Source organism: Weissella bombi (genome assembly GCF_900094835.1).
In the GTDB taxonomy this organism is placed as follows: domain Bacteria; phylum Bacillota; class Bacilli; order Lactobacillales; family Lactobacillaceae; genus Weissella; species Weissella bombi.
This window is the reverse complement of record NZ_FMAO01000009.1, coordinates 38,810-61,671: the sequence shown is the minus strand read 5'-3', so window position 1 is coordinate 61,671 and position 22,862 is coordinate 38,810. Positions and strand designations below refer to the sequence as shown.

Sequence of the window (22,862 nt, the reverse complement as noted above, 5' to 3'; positions counted from 1 at the left end):
TTTCATTATATGCCAAAATCATCTGCATATAAAAATGGCTAGCACAAAATCAACTACCATATTCAAAAAGGCCACCAACCTAACCACTCACTGTGATAGATTAGCGGCCCTTAAACACGTTATAAAAAGTTAAATTCTTTTTACAACGCCATTTAGGCTCGTTTTTAATTGTTAATTTGGCATATTGAACACAATTTCATTATCTTTTGTGTACATATACTTCTCACGAATTAATTTTTGCAAGTAACTATCGTCATGCAAATCTTTTACTTCTTGCTTTAAATCTGTATTAGTCTTCTTAGCATTCGTCAAAGCTTTGTTAGTTTCTTGCAATCCAGCTGAGGCATTTGTGTACTTAGTTTGTTGACCATATAAATTAATCATCGTAATAATAGCAACAACTACTATTGCAATCATCGCAATAATACGACGACGCCGATGAATGTATCGATTATACTGCTCTTGCCGTATTTGATAATTCATATGGTGCTTTCCGGCAGAATTCAAGGGCTGGATATTTGATTGTTTCTTAACTTTTCGCATCATTTTGCCCTCCGGAAAGCATCAAAAAAGTAATCTCTAAGCACCATAACTGTAACGCTAAACCTATATTTTCTTAACACTCATTAACGTTTCTTAATAATTTTATATAAAAATATAACAGAACGTTATCTTATTGATTGTCAGCACTAAAATCCTGTGCATATGTTTCCGATACAATGCGATACATGTGCTCAGCTTCATCTTTTTTAGTTGTTTCAACAATCCGTTCAATTTCAATAGTTGTTGTCTTATTTCCAAAACGAATCGTTAACTCATCACCGGTTTTAACATCACTCGATGACTTCGCAGTTTTACCGTTAATATCGATTCGTCCTTGATCAGAAATATCCTTCGCTACTGATCGACGTTTGATCAAACGTGCTACTTTTAAATACTTATCTAATCGCATTATTTATTTTTCCCTTCCAAGAAATTATATACTTTATAACCTTTAGGTAACGCATACCACTCTGCTACTGACAGCAGGCGTAAACGCCATATCATGATAATAAATACTATTATACCAACTAATACTGCAATTATCAGAGTTATTAAACTGGCTAATCGCGATGTTCCCATCAACAGACCACCAATATGACAACAACCGCCCGCACCGATTAACACGGCTAACAGCGTCAACATAAATTTAGGCCACCAATGAATGCTGTGCCAATCTTGCCATAACGTTTTGGGTAACCGATGCATCACGATGTACAACATTGGTAATAATGACAACATTGTCGCCCAAGAAGCACCAATAATGCCATGCTTAGGAATAAGCCAAATATTCAATGCATATTTAATAAGCATCGTTAAAATAATCAACCAACTAATCCCGTGTGTCTTATTCAAACTCTGCAATACACTAGTACCAATTAAAATTAATGTTGCTGGAATAACCGTTAATACAAAAATCATCAACGCATGACTACCTTCACGCGTACTAAACAACACCTGATTAACGGCAGGCATGACTGCCATCAAACCGCAAGTGGCAACCCCTGACAAAATTAATGACAAGCGAAACATCATTTGAAAATCACCGACGAACATCTTTTGTTCACTACGAACCACATGATTTCGTAAAACCGGTAACAGGGATGTACTAATGGCAGTTGCCAAAACCATCCCCAATTGCACTAGCGGTTGACCACGATCATATACACCTTTAGCATATTCGGCAGCATGGGTACTAAGCCCATAGATTTGTAACAACCCTTTTGTTGAAAACGAATCTACTAACTGTAACAACACCAACAAACCTGCCAACATAGCCAGCAAATTACCTTCATTCCAAAGACGATGTAAAATTCTAAACCAACCAATTGATTTATCCTTTTTAACAGCCTTCGTAATAGGATTATGCCAGATTGACTTAACAATGTTAGCAATATATAGCGTTGCGGCTGCGGCGGCAAAAGCTGCGGCGGCCATTGCCCAAGTACCAATTGTATAAACTGACCAGTCAGCATGAACACCATACCAAGCAATTGCAATAATAATTGCAACACGTGCTACCTGCTCAATAACTTGAGACACCGCTGTGGGCATCATGTTTAATTGTCCTTGCGCAAATCCACGACCAACAGCTAAGAACGGCATAAACCAAAACATCCATGAAACAGCCTTGATTACTGGTAACAATTTTAAATTGCCACCCATTCCTAACGCCAGTATGGGTGCACCACCATAAACCAGGATGAATAACCCACAACTAATCAGCAATAACCACCAAAACAATCGTCTGGCAACTAATTGCTGATGCTCCTCATCAGGTTGTTCAGTAATGATTTTTGAAATAAACACAGGCCAACCACTTAAAGCTAACACCACGCCAATACCGTAAATAGGATACACCTGTTGATACACGTAAAAACCAGTGTTACCAACTAAATTTTGGAATGGAATACGATAGACAGCACTTAATACCTTTGCGATAATACCGGCTAACGTTAAAATACCAGCTCCCGCCATTAAATTTTGACCACTCTTATTCATGCGTTCAGTCCTTTTTTGGCATTAATGCAGTTAAAAACTGCATTAAATTTTGTAACCAATCATCATCCGTCTGATTTGGCTGAATTGCCATCGCAAACAAAATCGGTTCATTTACTTTAATCTGTCCACGCGTTTTCGTCAAGGCACTCGCCTGTTGTACTTGTTGCGTTGTAATCGTTGACTCTTTAGCAAAACGAATCATCACCAATTCCGGCTGGTTGACCGTTCGCTTAATTTGTTCAATACCAAGCTGATCGGCCAGTGCTTTTAGCTTAGATACTTCTAACAAACGACTAGCTGCTGCCGGAATATCACCAAACCGGTCAACCAAATCATCTGTAATTTCAGCAAACTGTTCAGGTTGATTTGCTTTACGAATACGTTGATACAAATCAATCTTTTGTGGTCCATCAGCCACATAATTTGATGGCAAATATGCTTCAACCTGCAAATCCAATTCAGAATCCACTTGTTTAACCTGCTTACCTTGTTTAGCCGCCACAGCTTCCTGTAGCATCTGCGTATACAAATCATAACCAACCGTGTTAATAAAGCCGTGTTGTGATTGTCCTAGCAAATCACCAGCCCCACGAATTGATAAATCACGCATTGCAATTTTGAAACCAGAACCTAATTCTGTAAAATCGCGAATGGCCGTTAAGCGTTTTTCACTTTCTTCATTCAAAGAACGTGTCCCCGGATAAGTGAAATAGGCATAAGCAACATTATGCGAACGACCGACACGTCCACGTAATTGGTAAAGTTGTGATAGCCCCATATAGTCAGCATTTTCAACAAATAACGTGTTAGCGTTTGGAATATCCACTCCTGTTTCAATAATGGTTGTTGTAACTAAGACATCATATTCACCATTAATAAAATCAATCAAGATGCCTTCCATTTGAGCTTCCGTCATTTGCCCATGAATATAAGCAACACGTGCTTCTGGGACTAAGCTCTGAATCATGCCGGCAACTTTTTCAATATCTGCCACACGATTATGCAAATAAAAGGTTTGACCACCACGTGCCATTTCACGTTCAATAGCGTTAGTAATAACACGTCCGTTTTGTTCCATAACATATGTTTGGATTGGATAACGATTAGCTGGTGGCGTTTCGATTACCGAAAGATCACGCACGCCAACCATAGCCATGTTTAACGTACGGGGAATTGGCGTTGCTGTTAAGGTCAAGACGTCCACGTTTGTTTGTAAGCTCTTAAGGCGTTCCTTATGCTTAACACCAAAGCGTTGTTCCTCATCAATAATCAACAAACCTAAATCATCGAACATAACGTCTTTAGCCAACAAACTGTGCGTTCCAATAACAATATCAATCGTATGATTCTTCAGTCCTGCTTTAATTTCTTTCTTTTGTTTAGGCGTTTGAAAACGTGACATCCCCGCAATATTTAAATCAGTACCTTCAAAACGATTAATAAATGACTCATAGTGTTGTTGTGCCAAAATTGTCGTTGGTACTAACATCGCAACTTGTTTACCCTCGTGAGCCGCTTTAAAAGCTGCCCGCATTGCAACTTCAGTTTTTCCAAAACCGACATCCCCAACTAACAGACGATCCATTGGGCGTACTTTTTCCATATCAGCTTTAATCTCTTTGATAGACCGAATCTGATCTGGTGTTTCAGGGTAAGGAAAAGCCTCTTCAAAATTACGCATTGCATCGTCATCTGGTGCAAAAGCATAACCCTTTTTAATTTCACGTTCGGCATATAGCGCCAAAAGATCATCAGCAATATCCTCAACCTTTTTAGCAACTTTAGCCTTTGCTCGCTGCCATTCGGTACCACCCATTTTATTAATCTTAGGGGCCTTTTCAGCAGCACCAACATACTTTTGTACCAAATCTAATTGTGTAACAGGAATAAACAGCTTTGCATCTTTTTGATAACCAATCGTAATGTAATCTTGCTTAACACCACGATTTTCAATCGTCTGCATACCTTCATAGATTCCAATACCATGATTAACATGCACGACATAGTCACCCGGCTTTAATTCGTTGTAACTTTTAATACGTTCTGCATTTGATAACGTCTGTCGTCTTGGAGCTCGCTTACGAACTTGTTGGAACAGCTCTTTTTCTGTTAATACAACCAACTTTTGCATTGGCAATTCGAAACCAGCACTCAATGGCAAAGTCGTTAATTGTGTTCGTCCAGTTGTTAGACCATCAGCTGACACTTGATTAATTTTTATGCCAAAATCATTTAACGTCTGAACCAGTTTAACTTGGCGATCAGCCGAATTAGTTAGGAAAACAATGGTCATGTTTTGCTTTTGCCAACGATCAACTTCACCTTTTAACAGTGGCATTTGTCCAAAAAATTGTTGCGTTGGGCGGACTGTCACATTCGTTAAACTTGTTTGTCGTAACTGACCAATTCCTCGCTGTAGTGGTGATAATACCAAACTTGTCTGCTGCACATCACGTGCTTGATCAGTTAAAGTCCACCCAAAATTTTCAACCGGTAATGCCTGTTGTTTAGATAATTTATCTGCCCACCAGTTAGTATCGTCTAACTGCATTTGAGCCGCATTTTCCACTGCGCGTGGATAATCATCAAATACTGCAATCCCGTTTGCTGGTAGATAGTCAAACAAGCTAACTGCATCTGGATACAGAATGTGTAGATAAGCACGAATATCCGGCAACAATTGACCATCAGCTAAAGTATTTAGCAATGGTGTCATTGCTTCCGTTAAATGACGCTTATCTGCCCCTTCCAATGAATCACGATACTTAGTCATCGCTAGCTCAAGACGCGTCTTAGCTTGCTCTCGTTCTTCATCACTAATAATTAAATCCGTTGCCGGTAAAATAGTTAAACTATCTAAATTATCGATACTACGTTGTGTCTCCGCGTCGAAAGACCGCATCGAATCTAGTTGCGTATCAAAAAAGTCTAACCGAACTGGATTACCAAGATTTAATGGATAAATATCCACGATTGAACCACGGATAGCAAATTCACCTGGTTGCTCAACTGTGCTGTTACGATGATAGCCCATTTGGTGTAATTGCGTTTCTAATTGCTTTAGTTCATATTCATGATCAAAATCAATCGTCAATTGGGCATTTTTAAATGATTCGACTGGTGGCAAATAGCGTTGCGCACCAGCAATGCCTGTCACAATGACAGCTTGTGGATCATTTAACAGCATTGTCATAGCTTTTACACGTGCTAGGCGCGTGTCTAATGATGTAACAGCTAATTCTGCAGCTAAACTTTCTTCTGCCGGAAATACCTGCACATGTTCATCACCTAATAGCGCTTGTAAATCTTCAGTCAATTGATCAGCATGAAATTGACTATCTGACACAATCACCATTGGCTGACGCGTTTGCTTTTGTAGCGCAGCTAAATAGACGGTCCGTGCTGTTCCGGAAATACCCGTCATCAAATGACGACCGCCTTGCGTTAACCCAGTTGCTAATTGCTGTAAGTCCTTATCCTGTTGTAAAAATTCCGTTAATTCCATAACGCTTATTTATCCTTTTAATTAAATCGATTCATTAACATTGGCATTTCTTCACCATCAGCGAATCCTTCAAAAATTTCAACAGCTTTGTCTAATCCTGCTAATAAATCAGGTTGCTCATCCTTACCGAAATGTCCCAATACATAATCAACTACTGCTTGGTGAACATGTGCTGGATGACCAATTCCGAACTTCAAACGATTAAACTTTTGTGTTCCTAATTGACTGGCAATACTTTTAATGCCGTTGTGCCCACCAGCAGATCCCTTCTGGCGTAAACGTAGTCGTCCAAGATCCATATCCATATCATCTTGTACAACCAATAAATCAGCCAAATCTAACTTATAGTAATCAACCAATGGACGTACTGCATCCCCAGAATCATTCATATAAGTCGTTGGTTTTACTAACAACACTTTTTCATTATTAATGCGCACATCCGCCACAAAAGCGTGACGTTGACCATCTTGCTTAAACATTGCTTGGTACTTATCAGCTAATGCGTCAACTGTCATAAAACCAATGTTATGACGTGTTTTATCGTATTCCTTACCAATATTGCCCAAACCAACAATCATCTTCATTATTTTGTGCCTCATTTCTAATTTCTTATTAACGCACGAAATGGGTCGAGACTAATTAGCCCCCACCCAAATACGCTATTTACTTTTTACTTAATGACTATAGATTTTAAACCAAATCACACCATTTTAACAGCCCAAGTGTTTACTTCCCCGCTTGATAGCTATCCAAAAAATGCAATTGATCATGATCTTGGAACTCTTTTCCTAATTGTAACAACAATTGATCCTGTCCCTTATCAGCTTCAAACTGAACGCCTAATGGCAAACCTTGCTTTGTCACATACGTTGGTAAGCTAAGTGCCGGTTCTCCTGAAACATTTGCTAACTGCGTAAACGGTGTTTTTGATAAACCATGAAGCCAGGCATCATAAATTAATTGAATTTGCTCTTTATGATTCAAATTCTGGATATGCTTTAATTGCTTAACATATTTAGGCAAATAAGCTGGATCATTGTTTTTAGGTGCTGGTGTCGCCGTTGTTGGTGTCAAATAGATGGGATAAGTCTTATGAAAATCAGTCATTTGTTGACTAACTTTGGTCATTTCAGTTGTCACAAATTTTTCACTTTGTTTAGTCTGTTTCTTATCCGCTTGATACAAGGCCCATGTCATTGGTGAAACATCCTTAAATTGCATGTTTTTACCAGTTTTTTCCTTGATCATCTTATTTGCATCCGTACCAGTTGGTGTTGATTCTGTATAATACATCTTCATAAGCTTCTTACCGTCAACTGGTGCATCTTTCTTTACGACAGTATAACCTTGTGCCCTCAAAAACTTTACTGATTGTTGAACTGCCTTAACAGCATCTTTGCTAACCTTTGTTCCTACTGGTGATTTCGTTGAATAAGCAATCTTTAGCTGTTTCAAATCAGCTGGTGCATCTTTAATCAATTCTGGATGCTCTGAACTCTGCATGCCTTTAAAATAAGTTTGTAAATCTGAAATTTTCCGAGCATCAGCAAAGTTAACTGTTGAAGGAACTGTACTATCTCCTGTAATTGCCCCTTGTGTTGGCTTTAGTCCGATTACACCCGTAAATGATGCTGGAATTCTAAGTGATCCACCCGCATCATTACCAGTTGCCATTGGCACAAAATCAGCCGCAACACTGGCTACTGCGCCTCCTGAAGAACCACCTGTATTACGAGATAGCCGCCAAGGATTATGGGCAACGCCGTTCAACTTTGAATCCGTGATATTTACCAATCCCAATTCCGGAAAATTAGTTTGACCAATAATTACAAATCCCATTGATTGTAACTTCTTAACATAGTCACTTGTTTCAGTTGCTTTATTATCCTTAAGATCTTTTAATCCCCTGGTATTAGACTCACCATCTAATTGCTGACCAAGACCTTTAATTAAAATTGGTACACCATAGAAAGGTTGCCCCGTATCCTTCATTGCTGCTGATTCTTTTAATGCAGCCGACTCACGTAAACTAATAACCGCATTTAATTGTGGGTTTTCAGCTTTAATTTGTGACACCGCATGCTTAATTAATTGCTGACTAGTAACTTTACCATCACGCACCATCTGCGCTAATTCACTCGCAGAAGCTTGTCGATAAACAGCATCATCAACACCATTACTTTTAACCTTTTTATGTTGTAACACATCCGTTTTGGCATGTACTTGTTGGTTTTGTATCACTAACCCTGAACCAACACCTAATACCATCCCAAGTACTGCAAATTTGAGAATTTTTTTACGCTTCATTTTACGTCCCCCAAGAACTAAAACGACCATTGAAATAAAAAATTACCAGTATCCCACATACTGATATTAACGAAGACGCCCAGTCACACGACATCTATACATTAATTCTACGCCACCTATAATTATTTTTGTAAACGCACCTGTACTGCTAATGAAACAATCTAAATACCAATATAAAAAATGGCCTCATTCCAAAAAATAAATGGAATAAGGTCATTTTATTTATTTCACATTACTATGTTCGTCTTCCCAACGAGTTTTAGCAATCGATGCAATAATTGCAATCGCCAACAAACCAATAATAACAACTAATGAGGCAACGTTTGAGATTGCGAATTGCCAATCAAACATTTTACCACCCTCATTAATTAACATTTTGGCACCGATAAAGGCTAAGATAACGGCCAAAGCATATTTAATGTAACGGAACATTGGTAGCAACTTAGATAGTGCAAAGAACAATGAACGTAATCCCAAAACCGCAAAGATATTAGAAGTAGTTACAATAAATGTATCTTGCGTCACTGCCAATACAGCCGGAATTGAATCAACAGCAAATAAGATATCTGATAACTCAATAAAAATTAAAGCAATTAAAAATGGTGTGACATAGTGCTTACCATTTTCTTTTATAATAAAATGTGGTTTGCTTACATCATCTTTAACCGGCAAAAACTTCCGCAATGTTTGAATAATCTTACTATCATCTAGATTCTGATCTTCATTTTTATTGAACAGCATCTTTACACCGGTATAAACCAAAAAGATACCAAACAAATACATCAACCATTCGAATTTGTGCAACAATGCTGCCCCACCTAAAATAAAGAGGACACGCATCACAATTGCACCAAAGATTCCCCAGAACAATACACGATGTTGATAACGTGCTTCAATACCGAAGAAGCCAAATACTAGGATAAAAATAAACAAGTTATCCATACTCAATGATTCTTCCAACAAGTAACCGGTGACAAAATCAATGGCATGACCACTACCTTCAAAGTACCAAATACCACCGGCAAAGATAAATGCTAGCACAACCCACGCTGCCGTTTGTAACAATGATTTTTTAAAGGTTGGTACTTCTCCCTTTTTGTTAAAAACACCCAGATCCAATATAAGCATCGCAATCACAAATGCGAAAAAGCCAATCCAAACCCATATATTAACTTCCATTTAATACGCTTCCTTTATATCCTTTGTAGTAAAGTATTAATTTCTAACCATTAATCATTCTATTTTACATTTTATAACAAAAAAGAACCTGAAACATTGATTTGTTTCAGATTCTTTATTTCTTTATGCATTCATTACCGGATCATCCATTGTAGTAAAACTACGACGACGGATAACAAAATAGATAAACATGGCTAATAGAGAAACAATGCCAACACTAATGATAACTGTTAACTCTGTGTTAATAGGTCCACCAATCATAATTGTTTCACGTAAACCATTTACTGAATATGACATTGGTACCAATGGGTGTAACCACTCATAAAACTTATTTGATAATTCAATTGGATACGTTCCGGCGGCCACACTCAATTGAACAACCAACAATACCATTGAAACGAATGCGCCAGCACGACCAAACCACATGTAGATAGCCGTTACCAAAGCTGCGTCCATATAACTTGTTAATAGCATTACCAAGAATGTTTTTCCCGGATTAATTGGATCCATGCCTAATACCCAGTCACTTAGTGCATACAACACCATTGGAGCTAATGTAGCAAGTCCGAATAGAATAAACATCTTTGAGCCAAACCAAGCACCCAACGATGATATTTTTGTTCGTGGTGTTACCATATCGAGCATCAAATTCAATGCCATCATACCAACAAACATACCAACTGAGAACATGTATGGAATCATACCAGTACCATTATTAGGTACCTTATCTTTTTCAGTATGTGCTAACTTAGCTGGCGTAGCCATTTGCTTTAGCGTTCCCTTAGTACTCTTAAGCTGACCAGCTTGCTTACCGGCATCTGCTAACTTAGCTGCTAATGTCTGATTTCCTGTGTTCATCTTCGACAAAGCTGGCCCCATCTGTTGCGCAGCACTTGCTAGCTTTCCTGAACCATCGCTAATTTGACCGGCACCGCCACTTAATTGACTAGCACCACTGTTTAGTTGACCACTCATACCATTTAAGGTCTGAAGTCCACCATTCAATTGTGTAGCACCACTAGCTAGTTGGCCAACACCACCACTTAATGTTTGCGCACCAGACTGCAATGTTGCCACACTGGTATTTAATGTAGCTGATTTGCCCTGCAACGTTTGTAGCCCCGTATTTAATGTTTGACCACCAGTAGCCAATGTATTAACGGCACTCTTTAACGTTGGCAACTTATCATTTAACTGTTGTGAGCCTGATGATAATTGTGCAACTGCATCGGGCACTTGTTGCAATGCTGTTAGTTGCGTATTAATTGTTTTTACATCTGTATTTTGTAACGTCTTATTTAGTGACGTTAATGTGCCCTGATTCTTTTGAACAGCTTGTACTAATTGACCGACACTACCTTGTAATGCCGTTGCATGCTGTGTCATCGTAGCTAAGACCTTAGCAGTCTGCGTATTACTTTGTTTGCTTGCCAATGACTGTACAAATTTTTGTTTTTGCTCGGCCGTTAAATCAATACCCGCATCATTCATGGCTGCATTCACATTATTTGTTAGCGTACCTTGATCTGCTGCATTTGCTTGCTCTAACGCCTTCAAATCCGATTGTAATGTGCTAAATTGACTATTAATTGTTTGATCGTTTGGTAAAGCAGCCTGTGTATCATCAATTACAGATGACAACGAAGTCAATTCTTTTTGAACTTTTGCCAAATTACCCTTAACATCATTATCAACCATCTGCTTATTTAATTTTGCCAAACCATCATTTAACTTTGTCACACCAGTCTGCAGTGTTGGGACTTGTTGATTTAATTGATTTAGTCCGGTTGATAGTGTTTGACTACCTTGAGCGGCTTGACCAACTGCAGCTGTGTATTGCTTTGTTCCTTGTTGTAATTGACCAATACCATTAATCAAAGTTGGTGCCTGTTGATTCATTTGATTCAAACCAGACGCAAGTTGTTTGCTACCAGTACTTGCTTGACTAACCGCTGATGTATACTGACCAACGCCTTGCGTTAATGTTTTAGCACCATCTTGAAAGGTTAATGAACTAGCTGCTAGCTTATTAAGATTGGTTGTCACTTGATCACTACCATCTTTTAACGTATTAGCACCATCAGCTAACTTTTTATTGGCAGCGCCGGCTTCGTCCATCCCCTTACCGGCTTTTTGCATTTCTTTAAACAAAGTCTTGGTATAAATTTTCGTAACCTTACCTGAAATTTGCGTACCAATTCGTTCAGCACCTGATTCGGATAACTTACCTGCAATAAAACTATGACCAGAACTCGTTTCGTATTGCAACTTCATTTGTTTTGGTTGCTTGTCTAGCAATGTCGTTGCATTACGTGAAAAATTCTTTGGAATTGTAATAACGGTATAGTATTTACCATCATCCAAGCCCTTTTCGGCTGCTGATGCCGATGGAAATTTAAAATTCATCGCATCAGACTTTTGTAATTCCGTTTTTAAGTCATGACCTACCGTTAATTTCTTTCCTGCGTAAGTCACTGACTGATCCTTATTAACTACCGCTACTGGTAATTTGCTTACCTCACCATAAGGATTCCACAATGAACCTAGGAAAGTGACAGCATAAATTGATGGTACAAATAGTAAAACAAAAAGAACTAACATATAAAATTTATGTGCTTTTAGCCATTGCCACTCTGATTTCAACATTGTTTTTCTCTCCTCCTACAACAAATTATTGAACAACTTGTTGAATATTTTTTCTCTGAGGACTATATTAATGCTAATAGGGCATTAGTACAATGTACAATTTTGAACACGTTGTTCAATAAATGGGGTAGGAATTATGAAACAAGCTGATCGTAACGCACGTACAAAACAAAATATCAAACAATCCTTTATCAAACTCATTGAAGACAAAGGCTTCAGTAATATCACGGTATCTGATATCACACGTGATGCTGGTGTAAGCCGGGGGACTTTTTATGTGCACTATACCGATAAGTATGAATTATTAGCTAAAATTGAAGATGAACTAATTATGAACATCTCAGCAGCATTAAAGGACAATCTAAAAGAACCATTGAGTAATGCTTCTAGTGCCGATCGTTCTGGTGCAACATATCGCGTTTTTAGCCAAGCTTTAGAATATGTTGATAGTGAACGTGCAACCATGCATGCATTATTCTCAAATAATGGCGATTCACAATTCTTTTCACAAATTAAAAATGTGGTTGATGACCTTTTCACGGCACAACTAATCAAAAATAATGGGCACTTTACTAACGATATTCCAATTGATTACACCAAAGAGATTGCGATTAATAGCATTCTAAACATCGTCCGTCATTGGATTGATAAAGATAATCCTGAAGATCCTGACGAACTAGCCAATATTTTAATGCGTAGTCGTTTTATGGCACCGCATGATTTAATTGCGTTTAATTAGGAGTGTGAAAAAAATCGTTTTGAATCCGAGTATAACGTTGGTTAAGTTGATTGCGACCGAAGCGCAGCGTAGGGCGTGATTAGTTTAACTAGCGTTATATTAAGGATTCAGATTTTTTGAGCACGTTTAAAAGAGTGTGAAAAAAATTGGTTTGAACCCGGTTGTAACGTTGTTTAGATCGGTTATGTCCGGAGCAACGCGCAGGACGTGACTGATCTAAATAGCGTTACATTTAAGGTTCAGATTTTTTGAACACGTTAAAGAGTGTGAAAAAATCACCCAAAAAACCATTAAAAGCCGTCAATCGAACGATTGACGGCTTTTCGTATTATTTTGATAGACTAGTTAGAAATTGTTGCCAATTACTCTGCACTTGTAATTCTAGTTGTTCTACAGAAACATTTCGTAGTTGCGCTACTTTTTGATAAACCACTTCTAGCAACGACTGATACTCACTAACATCAACCGATCTTTTTAAAACCCAGACAAAACTTTCTAACCCATCTGATTCAATAAATAATTGCGTTGCTGGTACTTTTTTAGCAAACTCCTGTACAACCGAATCAGTCAACACATCAGGACCAATTGAAAAATAACTATTTGGCCGTTTTAAGTATTCATCTTGATATTCTGCTGCCGAATACCAGTGTACTAAAGTCGTTAATTGCGGATACGCTTTTAAAGTATCCAAAATTTCTGCTTCACACCCTTTGGTATGCAAAACAACTGGTTTATTTAATTGTTGCGCAGTCCGTAATTGTGCCGAAAAAACAGGCCGTTGAATAGTTAAAGGCACATCTGTCCATTCCGTATCCAAGCCAATTTCACCAATAATTGGTGCACGCATTAATAACTCATGATTAATAATTTGTCGTTGTGATTCCCATGGATGAACACCATAACTAAGTAACTGCTGCTCACCAATATAACGCTGATTAAATTGGAATTCTTCACTCGTTGTTGCATTCAAAACACTAGCAACATGTGCTTTATTTTGTTCTGCAATAAATTCAGCACTACCATCACTATGACTATGCATATCAATTAACATCATTTAATCTCCTAACAAAAAAGCGATCCAAATAGTTGGTCGCTTTTGAATACCTTACATATATGATGATTGTGATAAATCTTCTAATGACTCTAAATGATAACCCTTACGAGATAATATCTTAATGATTTTTGACAAAGAACCTTCACTCACCGTACGTGGTAATGTGAACAACAAGCGAGTTGTTCGTGGGTTTTTATCAGGATTTAAAGTCATTGCTGATGAAATGGTGGTATATCGAGAAATAATATGGGTTGCTTTTTCTAACGTACCCCGCTCACCTTCAGATACCAGCGTTAAACTATAACGACCGCCATCTGTCGTCCAAGAATCAGCTAGTAATCTCATCATACGCGCGTGTGTTAAGATACCGATAAAATGATTATCGTTATCAAGAACTGAAATAAATGGTAAATCTTTTAATGTAAAAAATGCTTCGTAAAAAGTTGATTCCACACGCACGAATTTGGTCATATTACGCATGTAGCTCGTCACCGGTGCATTCAAATCTCCACCTTGAATTAAATGCTGGTAAATGTGCAATTTATAAATGGCACCGCGAAACAATTGTCCGCTTTCGTCTAAAATAGGAATAGCTCGGAAGTTAGAGCTATCAAAGACATCTAATGCATCTTGAAGTGTTGCATTTTCACTGAGCGTTGTTAATAGGTCTCGAGACTTAACTAAAGTCGCTAACATTTAGACAACTCCTATCCTTAGTTTCTAATTTAATTATAATACCACAAAACCTGTTATACTGCACTATTTTCTGGAAGTCGTAATCTAAATTTTACCTTAAAATGAGAAAATTAGCCGATTTATTAATATTATTTAGTATTTAGCATTTCTATAAGGCTTTACACTCAATGACGTTTAATTACAATTTTAGTACGATTAATTTACAGCAAATCCTTCCTGAAAGAATCATGCTATATTTTTTAACAGATAATTTCTCAAAAAGCTTGGTTAAATTATATGACATCTTTAGTGTATAACTATTTTTGGAACGTTTTGTATCACATTTTTAATTTATTTGTCCCTCTATTAACAATGCCTTATATAGCCCGAACTTTAGGCCCTCATGAACTTGGTATTCATTCTTACACTGCAACAAATACCCAATATTTTATCTTAATCGCTACTATTGGTGTCACTTACGGTTGTCAGCTAATTACTACTTCTAAAAAAAACAAATTATTACAAACTCAATTATTTTGGGAACTTTATTTCTTTCGAATAATTGTCTCTATATTTACCTTTATAATTTTTATAGTCTTTTTATTTTTAACTCAGACAACTTACTTTATCTTCTATTTAGCCCAATCTATTCAAATTATTGCACTGGCCTTGGACATTTCCTGGTACTATCAAGGTATTGAAAACTTTAAATTAATCACGATACGTAATCTTATCATGCGTATCGCCACTATTCTTAGTATTTTTATTCTTATAAAAAATCAATCAGATTTACTATTGTACATCTGTATCTTATCTTGTTCTACTTTAATTAGTAATTTAACTTTCTATACAAATCTACACAAAGAAATTGCTAAACCAACAAAACATTATTGGCATTTTAAAAAGCATATCAAACCAGCAGCTCTTTTACTTCTACCTGAATTAATCATTACTTTATATGCCACTATTAATAAGACTTACTTGGGTATATTTTCTAGTATGACTGCTGTTGCCTACTTTGAAAACGCTGATCGATTAATAAGAATTTTAATAACTTTCATTACTGCTTCTGGTACAGTTTTTATTCCGAGAATAAATAAATTATATGCTACAAAACAATTTGAAACACTTAAAAAATTAATTGTAAATAGTTTTCTCATTACCAATTTTTTATGTTTTCCATTAGTCGCTGGCATATTAGCTTTATCAAAAGATTTCTCATTATGGTTTTTTTCCAATAAATTTTCTGGCATATCAACCTACATTGAATTAGAAGCACTTTTAATTATCTTGATTAGTTGGAGTCATATCATCGGCGTCCAATTTTTAATACCAACTAAAAATATAAAACCATATTTTTACTCTGTAGTAATTGGCGCTTGCATCAATTTATTACTAAACTATCCATGTATTAAGTTATTTCAAGAAATTGGTGTTGTATATGCAACCATAGCTGCTGAATTATCTGTCACCGTGGTTCAGTTCTATATTATTAAAAAGCATTTCAATATAAAACAAATATTTTCAAGAAGTCTAAAATTCTTGATATCTGCTATTTTAATGTATGGAATAGTTTTGTTCATAAATCACCAGTTACCTTTGAGTTCTGGTAATTTACTTTTAGAAATTCTAATTGGTAGTGTTGTATATATATTATCTGTCGGAATTTTTTTCTACAAAAAAATATTAACAATTATAAAATCATTTTTTAAGGAGTGCTTATGAAAAAATTAACACAATTTGAATCATCGAAACTTTATGGTGGAAAAAAACATATTCATAAGATTTGCAAAAAATCTGGAGGATGGTTTGTCTATTGCTATACAATATATTCTTAATATACTGTTTTTTTAACTTAAGGAATCTTCATGAAAAAACCTCATACTATGCAAAACAGTGATTATGATTGTGGTGTAGCTGTAATTATAACTATCCTTAAAAGTCATAATGTAAATGCTAATAATTTTCGTTTTATTATCGATTCTCTAAATATTGATATCTCTAAAGAACTATCAATGCTAGATCTTCAAAATATTCTTAAAAAACATTATCTAAATAGTGATTGTTTTTTAATTGAATCTAATGAAGAATTATCATCTATAAAAATGCCTTGCATTGCTCGTGTATTAGAGAATAATATTCCACACTATATAGTCATTCATAAAGTATTCAAACACTATTTGGTCATTTCAAATCCTTGCAATACAACAATCACCAAAATCACAAAATCTGATTTTTTTAAAATGTTTTTAGGTCAAGTAATCATTATTCACAAAGATATTAACATTTTTAAAATGTTTTCAAAAGCCAATATTACAAATCAAATTGACTCAACATTTTTTTTGAAAAAGAAAATTAAACAATTATCTTACTTTTCCAAAGCTTTCTTAATTATTTCTGTAATTAATGTATCTTTTATTCCTATTTTTTTAACACATATTATTTCTTCAGCTATTACTAATATACAAGATAAAATAGTTTATTTTCAATTAATCATTTTAACTATTTTCCTAACAATTATTTTTCAACTGTCTATTCATAAATTAAACAACATAAAAATAAATCTAATTAACGCTATCCAACAAGAATTAATTAAAAATTTTTTAAACCATAAATTAGCTGATATATATGCAAATAAAGAAATAGAAAAAAGCTCTACATATTTTTGGAACATCATAATGGCCGTCCATGGTTCTGTGGACAAGTTATTCTTAAAATTAGAATGCTTCTATTTACTATTTCTTTTATTCTTTCTACTGTTGTATAGTCCTATATTAACAATATTTCTATTTGCATGGATACTCATTATAACTTTTATAGTAATTTCTCAATCAAATAAAATTTGTAATACTTTTTTAGAAAACATGCATATAGGAAATAGTTACTCTAATTGTTTCATAAATTTAATACAATCAAGTTTTGATATCAATACATTTAACAAAAAGCAAGAAGCTAACAAATGGTTTCAATTAAAAATTGATAATTTTTTTAAATCTACTAAACAATATTCAACATTGCAAATAAAATTGCAAGTGTTAATACAAATAACTATAAATATTCTATTATTATCTTTAGCCGGATTATGTATTTTTTATACTACTAATAATCTTGTTAACATAGAAACGGGAATATACCTGCTTTTCATTATCATTTCAAGTACAACTCGAATTGTAAACAATTATATAAACTTTGCTCAAAGTAAAGCGGCTATCAATTACGTAAATCTAAATACTCAAATTTTTAATAAACCTGCTTCAAATAATATAACTAACAAATCATTTACAATAAAAAATATAAAAATAAAATGTTTTTCCCATATATGTCAAACAAAGAACAGAAAAATAGCATACCCGAATCATATATTCACGAATAAAGAAATCAACTTACTAACTGGAGATACTGGAACAGGTAAATCTACACTTTTTAGAATACTAGCTGGTTTAGAAACTACTAATTATAATAATATTTTTATTGCAGATACTCATAATACTGGATATACTAGCCAAAATTATTTAAGAGCTGTCACCTCTATGTATTCTTCCGAAATGCATGTTTATGAGGATACACTTAAAAACAACATTTTATTTAATATATTTATTGAAAATTCCAAATCAATTAATACACAGGAAAAAAATACTATCAATTTAAAAAACTCTTACACTTAGATTTAAAAGATTCTTTTAATTTAACAACTACTGGTACTAATGTATCTGAGGGACAAAAACAAAAAATTTTACTTTTACGTGCGTTACTTCATGAATCTTCAGTATATCTTTTAGATGAACCAACATCGCATTTAGACCAAAAAAGCAAAAACGGCCTCAAAATTATACTTAATACATTACTTACAGAAAATAAACTTATTATTATAATTACACATGATAAATTTTTAGATAATGTTGTTACTAAAAAATTAAATTTAAAATAGTAAGTTAATTTTTAACTTTCGGGTATTTTTATATAAACAGTCAAACATCCCACGCTTAAAACACACGCAAAATGGTCGAGTAACAAAACTGCTACTCGACCATTTTTTATAGTTGTTCAAATTGTTGAATAATTTTAGGATGCCTCAAGACGACCAGGTGTAACCTTAATCAATTATTATTCATTCACTATACCGTTCATTCCCCCACCAATTAGGCATTAATTCACCTAAAGTCGTCGTTTCTAGATTACCATAGTCAATCATGATTTCAGTTGCCTTATTTTTTTGATCTAATTGCAATAAAAAGTCTTGGCAAGCACCACAAGGCATCCCCGAACCACCACCACTAGGCGCCGAATCGCGAAAGGCAATCATTCTCTTAATATGCGTTTGCCCACTATTAACATACATGTTCAAAGCCGCTACTCGTTCTGCACACAAATTGCAAACGCCTGAACAACTTTCCACACAAAATCCTGTATAAATATCGCCATTTTCTGCTTCTAATGCACAAACAACATTATGCGCATAAATAAATGGTGTAACGTCTTTTGGATCATATTGTACTTTTGCTTTTTCATATAATGTTTGCCAAATATTCATCTTAATTCCCCACTACTTCTAAATTTATTTTTATAAACCATATAATACTGATTACATATGCCATTGCAAATTTATCGTATCAACTCTTAAATGGCATCGCATTTAAGATTATATAAGTGTAGAATGAATTTGATTGCTATTAATTGACATAGTCATTAATTCATCAATTTATTTTAGGAGTTTTTTATGCTACCAACCTTTCTTATTTCATTAAATAGTGTTCTTATTATTATCACTATCATTATTATCGGTATTATTATTGGTAAGTCTAAAGCTGTTAGCGACCATTTTATCAACGACCTATCAACCATTGTTGTTAATGTCGCACTACCTGTATCGGTTTTTATTTCGGCACAAAAATACATCAACAGACAAAACTTTCACATCCTATTGATTGGTGTTATTTTATCATTGATTGCCATTGGTCTTTGCTTCTTAATCGCAATCCCAGTTGGTCATTTACTACACCTTAATAAAGATCGTCGTAGTATCTTTTTAAACGGATTTGTTAATGCGAATACCTTATTCGTTGGTCTACCATTAAACCTCGCTTTATTTGGTAGCAAAAGTTTACCTTACTTTTTAGCCTACTTCGTAGCTAATACGATTACCACTTGGGCAGTTGGTGTTAAATTAATTTATAAAGATGGCCCTCAAACAACTGACACTGTTAAATTACCATTATGGCGTCGTACACTTAATCTCCTAACACCACCTATGTGGGGATTTGTTATCGGAATTATCTTCTTTTTCATTAATATCAAACTACCCGTTAATGGCTTTTTATACCAAGGGCTTAATTATGTTGCAAACGTTGTAACGCCACTTTCACTTATTTTTATTGGTTTACAACTTGCAAAAACACAATTATCGCATCTTAAAATGGAAAAAGTTGATATTTTTGCTCAGATAGGAAAATTCGTGATTACACCCCTTATGATGGCGGTTGTCCTATGGATTAACCAATTAACTGGTCTATTTACACTACCTGACTTATTAGTTAAGACATTGATGATTCAATCAATAACACCAATGTTAACTGTTCTACCAATGTTAGCTGAACAAAATGACATGGACGTTGACTTTTCAACACGTATTTTAACGGAAAGTATCTTTATTTTTCCATTTGCCGTAGTTATTATTATGCTACTTGTTTAATAGTTACAAAAAACCTCCAAGATTAACACTTAACTGTTAGTCTTGGAGGTTTTTTTATTTCGTATTGTAAGTTGCGATATCCCATTTATCATGACGATAACGTGCCATATAAACATCTTTCACATTTTCTACGCCTTGTTTCTCTAACTCTTGCTGGAGCCATTCCTCATCTTTATTCATAACTGATAAGACATCCATATCAATATTCCCATCAACAATAACAGGGAAACGTACGTCTTCATCGTATTTACCTAAAATTGTTATACTACCATTTTGTTCCAAGATGGCACGTTTTACCGTGGTAATGTCTAGAACACCTGCTGAACGCAATTTAAAATCAATTTCTTTGGCCGATAAATTAGCTTGCAAACAAGTTTTTACTAATAATTTACCATTATAAATAACCGTCATTGGTTCACCATCAATAAATTTACCAACAACATGATTATGAATTTTTAAATAACGAGTGGTTAACATTAGCAAAGCCCAAATTGACAAGACAACAACATATTGAGCAATTGAGATTGACTGGTTATATAAAATTCCTCCAATAATACCACCTAAAACGTAATTCTGTAATTGATCCAAAGGTGAAGTTGGTGCCAAACTACCCTTACCACTAAATTTAATTAATAATGTAATAAAAACGAACCCAATAATCAGTTTCAAAAACACATCTGAATATGAAAACATGATTTACTTATCCTCCACTTTAATTGTCTCTTTTGTTAAAGCTATTTTTTCCAAAACATATTCAGAATTATCACTATTAAAAATAACGCGATAATTACCTTTAGAACTATGAATTAAAATATCTCCATTACCTTCTTGCAAATTATTAACACTTAATTTTTGTGGCTTTACATCTAATTTCTTAGCAATATCTTCTACTAAAGATACTTGCTGACCACTCTGCTTACTAGTTGTTTGAAAATTAGTATAATCATTAAATTGAATTGCCAGTGCCAAGACGATTAACGTACCAACGATTACCGCTAAATCTTTATACTTAATGTCACCCTTGTTAGAAAAGTACCGCACTAATAAACCAATAAACATGATTGCTAAAAAAACAATAATAGCTAAGCGTAAGTATGGAAATTGCGCCTGATGATCCAGTAAATACTGATATGTATAAAATGTCATGATGTTAACCTCTGATTTTTTAAAAGACACATGAAAATGATTACTATGAATAGATTGGGACAAAAGAAATCGTTCCAACCTTCTTAATTCAAAATGTATTAATTATAAGCCCGTAAGTTTTATAGCATAAACGCGTTCCAACAGTCTGAAGCCTCAATGTAACGCAATTGCCGAAATCCTTGTCCTTCGCCTTGCTACGGCCAAAAATTACGACAAGCACGTTACACACCGGCTTCAAAACGACTTTTGTCTCGCTCTCATGATAATTACTCATGCTATAAAAACCATTATATGCCTGTTAAGTCAATTACTTTAATTTATTTTAGTTACAATTTAAACATAAATCACCTTTTTGTACGCTTATATTTTGTTTTTGTTATAATATAATTAGAATATGAAATTTTAATAAATGCCATATTCTATCGAATGGGGGAGAGTGATTAAGAGGGGGTAAATTATGAAAAAATCTATCGTAATTGGTACAACGGCTGTTGTCGTTGTAGCCGTAGCTGGTGGTGGTACATATATGGCACTACACACACCAAAACGACAATTCAATTCTAGTCTAACTAAAATGACGGAAAGTAAAGACAACATTGCTGATTTCCGGGTAAAAGTCAGTGGTGATGATATGTCTGCTAAAAGCATTAGCGGTAAAATGAAATTTGATGCAAAGCATAAAAATAATATGGACTTAGTAATGAATGTGACTGATAAGCAGACCCAAAAGATGCACATCAAAGCTAATAACAATCATGCTTATTTATCAGCTAGCTATGTGACAAATACTTTGCAAGCACTTAAATATAGTGGTGCGGCTGCCAAAATTTCAAAATCACTTGACCCATATTGGTTAAGCGCTTCTGATACTTCTTCATATGAAACATCTAAGCTTAAGCCTGGTAAGGTTAAGTCTGATACTAGTACCCTTACTGAATGGTTCAAAGACTTAGATGGTAAGAAATTTGAGAAAGTTTCTGATGGTTATAAAGTCAACTTGAATAAAGCTGACATGAAACGTTTAATGACCAAAATATCTAAAACAAAGTCTGGTAAGGATATTCCAAAATCAGAATGGAAAGAATTCAAATCATCCCTTGATGATATTAACGGTTTAAAGTTTGGTATCACTACTGGTAAAAGTGGTCACTTACTAAAGATGAACTTCTCTGGTAAGGAAGATGGTCAGTTAGGTCGGGTTACATTCAACCTCAATACTAAGCGTGATGATAAACTACGCGTTAAAATGCCAGCAGCTAATAAGATTAAGTCAGAATCAGAATTATCTAGCATCCTTCAAGACAAGATGGCTGACTACTACAAATCACAATACGATAATGCAAGTTCTAGTGCATCATCAAGCCTTGATATCTAAATATAG

At 34.9% G+C, this 22,862-nt stretch carries 18 protein-coding genes and 1 pseudogene; 6 read left to right on the top strand and 13 right to left on the bottom strand.

All coding sequences use genetic code 11. From position 1 onward, the window contains the following. Positions 1–171 precede the first annotated feature (171 nt). The 8 genes from GA0061074_RS06795 to GA0061074_RS06760 form a co-directional block, all read right to left on the bottom strand. A complete protein-coding gene (locus GA0061074_RS06795) occupies positions 172–546 on the bottom strand; it encodes an FtsB family cell division protein (RefSeq protein ID WP_240005874.1) in 375 nt (124 codons plus the stop codon). A gap of 127 nt (positions 547–673) precedes the next feature. Then, positions 674–952, bottom strand: a complete 279-nt coding sequence (locus GA0061074_RS06790) for an RNA-binding S4 domain-containing protein (RefSeq protein WP_092463138.1) — start codon at positions 950–952, stop codon at positions 674–676. Further along, a complete protein-coding gene (locus GA0061074_RS06785; RefSeq protein WP_092463136.1) occupies positions 952–2,541 on the bottom strand; it encodes a putative polysaccharide biosynthesis protein in 1,590 nt (529 codons plus the stop codon). Before GA0061074_RS06785 ends, GA0061074_RS06790 begins: the two co-directional genes overlap by 1 nt. A 4-nt stretch (positions 2,542–2,545) precedes the next feature. Beyond that, positions 2,546–6,046, bottom strand: a complete 3,501-nt coding sequence (mfd, locus tag GA0061074_RS06780; protein WP_092463134.1) for a transcription-repair coupling factor — start codon at positions 6,044–6,046, stop codon at positions 2,546–2,548. 17 nt (positions 6,047–6,063) lie between these two features. Further along, positions 6,064–6,630: an aminoacyl-tRNA hydrolase gene (pth, locus tag GA0061074_RS06775; RefSeq protein ID WP_092463132.1), complete on the bottom strand. Its 567-nt coding sequence runs from the start codon at positions 6,628–6,630 to the stop codon at positions 6,064–6,066. A gap of 142 nt (positions 6,631–6,772) precedes the next feature. After that, positions 6,773–8,353 (bottom strand): amidase family protein, encoded by a 1,581-nt coding sequence (locus GA0061074_RS06770; RefSeq protein WP_240005873.1) that lies wholly within the window; start codon positions 8,351–8,353, stop codon positions 6,773–6,775. Positions 8,354–8,575: 222 nt separating this feature from the next. Beyond that, positions 8,576–9,532 (bottom strand): TerC family protein, encoded by a 957-nt coding sequence (locus GA0061074_RS06765; protein ID WP_092463130.1) that lies wholly within the window; start codon positions 9,530–9,532, stop codon positions 8,576–8,578. Between the two features lie 123 nt (positions 9,533–9,655). Further along, on the bottom strand, positions 9,656–12,178 hold the full coding sequence (locus tag GA0061074_RS06760) for a YhgE/Pip domain-containing protein (RefSeq protein WP_092463127.1): 2,523 nt from the start codon (positions 12,176–12,178) through the stop codon (positions 9,656–9,658). 136 nt (positions 12,179–12,314) lie between these two features. Between GA0061074_RS06760 and GA0061074_RS06755 the strand changes: the two genes are divergently transcribed. After that, a complete protein-coding gene (locus GA0061074_RS06755) occupies positions 12,315–12,917 on the top strand; it encodes a TetR/AcrR family transcriptional regulator (RefSeq protein ID WP_092463125.1) in 603 nt (200 codons plus the stop codon). Positions 12,918–13,245: 328 nt separating this feature from the next. On the opposite strand, the gene GA0061074_RS06750 is transcribed toward GA0061074_RS06755, so the two are convergent. Further along, a complete protein-coding gene (locus tag GA0061074_RS06750) occupies positions 13,246–13,971 on the bottom strand; it encodes a TatD family hydrolase (RefSeq protein WP_092463122.1) in 726 nt (241 codons plus the stop codon). Between the two features lie 51 nt (positions 13,972–14,022). Further along, entirely contained in the window at positions 14,023–14,667 is a 645-nt protein-coding gene (cbpA, locus tag GA0061074_RS06745) for a cyclic di-AMP binding protein CbpA (RefSeq protein ID WP_092463120.1), read from the bottom strand. Positions 14,668–14,943: 276 nt separating this feature from the next. Here cbpA and GA0061074_RS06740 point away from each other — a divergent pair, with 276 nt between their 5' ends. From GA0061074_RS06740 to GA0061074_RS09370, 3 genes and pseudogenes are all read left to right on the top strand, one after another. Beyond that, positions 14,944–16,371 carry an oligosaccharide flippase family protein gene (locus tag GA0061074_RS06740; RefSeq protein WP_092463118.1) on the top strand — a complete coding sequence of 476 codons (1,428 nt, stop codon included), beginning with the start codon at positions 14,944–14,946 and terminating at the stop codon, positions 16,369–16,371. Between the two features lie 143 nt (positions 16,372–16,514). After that, entirely contained in the window at positions 16,515–18,311 is a 1,797-nt protein-coding gene (locus GA0061074_RS06735; protein WP_092463116.1) for a cysteine peptidase family C39 domain-containing protein, read from the top strand. A gap of 53 nt (positions 18,312–18,364) precedes the next feature. Continuing rightward, positions 18,365–18,574: pseudogene (locus GA0061074_RS09370) on the top strand (hypothetical protein); the annotation flags it as partial. Between the two features lie 180 nt (positions 18,575–18,754). Here GA0061074_RS09370 and GA0061074_RS06725 read toward each other — a convergent pair. Beyond that, positions 18,755–19,177, bottom strand: a complete 423-nt coding sequence (locus GA0061074_RS06725) for a cytidine deaminase family protein (RefSeq protein WP_092463114.1) — start codon at positions 19,175–19,177, stop codon at positions 18,755–18,757. Positions 19,178–19,363: 186 nt separating this feature from the next. Here GA0061074_RS06725 and GA0061074_RS06720 point away from each other — a divergent pair, with 186 nt between their 5' ends. Then, positions 19,364–20,335 carry an AEC family transporter gene (locus GA0061074_RS06720; RefSeq protein WP_092463111.1) on the top strand — a complete coding sequence of 324 codons (972 nt, stop codon included), beginning with the start codon at positions 19,364–19,366 and terminating at the stop codon, positions 20,333–20,335. Positions 20,336–20,389: 54 nt separating this feature from the next. Here GA0061074_RS06720 and GA0061074_RS06715 read toward each other — a convergent pair whose 3' ends face one another. Together GA0061074_RS06715 and GA0061074_RS06710 are read right to left on the bottom strand one after the other, a co-directional pair. Beyond that, positions 20,390–21,028, bottom strand: a complete 639-nt coding sequence (locus tag GA0061074_RS06715; RefSeq protein ID WP_092463109.1) for a DUF421 domain-containing protein — start codon at positions 21,026–21,028, stop codon at positions 20,390–20,392. Positions 21,029–21,031: 3 nt separating this feature from the next. Continuing rightward, positions 21,032–21,481, bottom strand: a complete 450-nt coding sequence (locus GA0061074_RS06710; RefSeq protein WP_092463106.1) for a DUF3290 family protein — start codon at positions 21,479–21,481, stop codon at positions 21,032–21,034. 457 nt (positions 21,482–21,938) lie between these two features. Between GA0061074_RS06710 and GA0061074_RS06705 the strand changes: the two genes are divergently transcribed. Next, the gene (locus GA0061074_RS06705; RefSeq protein WP_092463104.1) at positions 21,939–22,856 is read left to right on the top strand and encodes a hypothetical protein; all 918 of its coding nucleotides are present in this window, start codon (positions 21,939–21,941) and stop codon (positions 22,854–22,856) included. The last annotated feature ends 6 nt before the right edge of the window (positions 22,857–22,862 follow it).

Coding starts and splice junctions, on each gene's coding strand:
- GA0061074_RS06715 (WP_092463109.1), bottom strand. CDS start 21,028: ATGTTTTCATATTCAGATGTGTTTTTGAAACTGATTATTGGGTTCGTT.
- GA0061074_RS06770 (WP_240005873.1), bottom strand. CDS start 8,353: ATGAAGCGTAAAAAAATTCTCAAATTTGCAGTACTTGGGATGGTATTA.
- GA0061074_RS06710 (WP_092463106.1), bottom strand. CDS start 21,481: ATGACATTTTATACATATCAGTATTTACTGGATCATCAGGCGCAATTT.
- mfd (WP_092463134.1), bottom strand. CDS start 6,046: ATGGAATTAACGGAATTTTTACAACAGGATAAGGACTTACAGCAATTA.
- pth (WP_092463132.1), bottom strand. CDS start 6,630: ATGAAGATGATTGTTGGTTTGGGCAATATTGGTAAGGAATACGATAAA.
- GA0061074_RS06725 (WP_092463114.1), bottom strand. CDS start 19,177: ATGAATATTTGGCAAACATTATATGAAAAAGCAAAAGTACAATATGAT.
- GA0061074_RS06720 (WP_092463111.1), top strand. CDS start 19,364: ATGCTACCAACCTTTCTTATTTCATTAAATAGTGTTCTTATTATTATC.
- GA0061074_RS06795 (WP_240005874.1), bottom strand. CDS start 546: ATGATGCGAAAAGTTAAGAAACAATCAAATATCCAGCCCTTGAATTCT.
- GA0061074_RS06790 (WP_092463138.1), bottom strand. CDS start 952: ATGCGATTAGATAAGTATTTAAAAGTAGCACGTTTGATCAAACGTCGA.
- GA0061074_RS06785 (WP_092463136.1), bottom strand. CDS start 2,541: ATGAATAAGAGTGGTCAAAATTTAATGGCGGGAGCTGGTATTTTAACG.
- GA0061074_RS06765 (WP_092463130.1), bottom strand. CDS start 9,532: ATGGAAGTTAATATATGGGTTTGGATTGGCTTTTTCGCATTTGTGATT.
- GA0061074_RS06755 (WP_092463125.1), top strand. CDS start 12,315: ATGAAACAAGCTGATCGTAACGCACGTACAAAACAAAATATCAAACAA.
- GA0061074_RS06705 (WP_092463104.1), top strand. CDS start 21,939: ATGAAAAAATCTATCGTAATTGGTACAACGGCTGTTGTCGTTGTAGCC.
- GA0061074_RS06740 (WP_092463118.1), top strand. CDS start 14,944: ATGACATCTTTAGTGTATAACTATTTTTGGAACGTTTTGTATCACATT.
- cbpA (WP_092463120.1), bottom strand. CDS start 14,667: ATGTTAGCGACTTTAGTTAAGTCTCGAGACCTATTAACAACGCTCAGT.
- GA0061074_RS06760 (WP_092463127.1), bottom strand. CDS start 12,178: ATGTTGAAATCAGAGTGGCAATGGCTAAAAGCACATAAATTTTATATG.
- GA0061074_RS06750 (WP_092463122.1), bottom strand. CDS start 13,971: ATGATGTTAATTGATATGCATAGTCATAGTGATGGTAGTGCTGAATTT.
- GA0061074_RS06735 (WP_092463116.1), top strand. CDS start 16,515: ATGAAAAAACCTCATACTATGCAAAACAGTGATTATGATTGTGGTGTA.